The sequence below is a fragment of the Parafrankia colletiae genome (genome assembly GCF_001854655.1).
GTDB classification, from domain to species: Bacteria; Actinomycetota; Actinomycetes; order Frankiales; family Frankiaceae; genus Parafrankia; species Parafrankia colletiae.
Map to the genome: position 1 here is coordinate 1 of NZ_MBLM01000096.1, position 1406 is coordinate 1406.

Consider the following 1406-nt stretch of genomic DNA (forward strand, 5'->3'; position numbering starts at 1 on the left):
GGGCCTGTAAAAGTAACGGTGTGACCCTGATCAGGGAGTACACCTAATGACGATCATGACCGACATGACGGACACTGCCGAGGTGTCTACCCAGGAGCCTGCCGGCCGGTCCCGTACGTCGAAGGCGACGCCGGCGGGGCTGGATCCCGCGCTGGTCGCCCAGCTGGTGACCCAGGCTCGCGCGCAGGGTGTGCAGCTGTCCGGTGAGGGTGGGCTGCTGGCACAGCTGACGAAGATCGTGCTGGAGTCCGCGCTCGACGGGGAACTCACCGACCATCTCGGCTACGACCGGCACGACCCGGCCGGCGCGAACAGCGGGAACTCCCGCAACGGCAGCCGGTCGAAGACCGTGCTGACCGATGTGGGCCCTGTCGAGATCGACGTGCCGCGGGACCGGGCGGGCTCGTTCGAGCCGGCGATCGTGCGTAAGCGGCAGCGGCGGCTGTCCGGGGTCGAGGACCTGGTGCTGTCGCTGTCCGCGAAAGGGCTGACCACCGGGGAGATCTCCGCGCACCTGGCCGAGGWGTACGGCGCGCAGGTCTCCAAGCAGACGATCTCCACGATCACCGACCGGGTGATGGAGGGCATGACCGAGTGGCAGAACCGGCCGTTGGACCCGGTGTATCCGGTGGTGTTCCTCGACGCGATCAACGTCAAGATCCGGGATGGGAAGGTCGCGAACCGGCCGATCTACCTCGCGCTGGCCGTGACCGTCGAGGGCACCYGCGACATCCTCGGTCTGTGGGTCGGCGACGGCGGTGAGGGTGCGAAGTTCTGGCTCCAGGTCTGCACCGAGCTGAAGAACCGCGGTGTCGAGGACGTGCTCATGGCCGTCTGCGACGGCCTGAAGGGCCTCCCCGACGCGATCGAGCAGGTCTGGCCCCGCACCGTGGTCCAAACCTGCGTGATCCACTTGTTGCGCAACAGTTTCCGTTATGCCGCCCGGCAGGACTGGGACGCCATCGCGAAGGCGCTGCGGCCGGTCTACACCGCCCCGACTGAAGGCGCGGCCACGGAACGGTGGCTGGAGTTCGCCGAGGCCTGGGGTGCCAGGTATCCGGCGATCGTCCGGTTGTGGGAGAACGCCTGGGCCGAGTTCACTCCGTTCCTGGCCTTCGACGCCGAGATCCGCCGGGTCATCTGCTCCACCAACGCCATCGAGAGCGTCAACGCCCGGATCCGCCGCGCGGTCCGGGCCCGCGGGCACTTCCCGAACGAGACCGCCGCGCTGAAGTGCATCTACATGGCGGTCATGAGCCTGGATCCCACCGGACAGGGCCGCAAACGCTGGGTCATCCGCTGGAAAGGCGCACTCAACGCCTTCGACGTCGCCTTCGACGGCCGACTCACCGCAGGCCGCAAGTAGTCCGATTCGCCCCGGTTACACCGCTAACTTTACAGACCCG

1 protein-coding gene is annotated in these 1406 nt (G+C 67.6%); it reads left to right on the forward strand.

Going from position 1 to position 1406, the window contains the following annotated elements; translation table 11 throughout:
• Positions 1–46: 46 nt before the first annotated feature.
• Positions 47–1366, forward strand: coding sequence for an IS256 family transposase (locus tag CC117_RS10235; protein ID WP_241829982.1), 1320 nt, complete (start codon positions 47–49; stop codon positions 1364–1366).
• Positions 1367–1406: the final 40 nt, after the last annotated feature.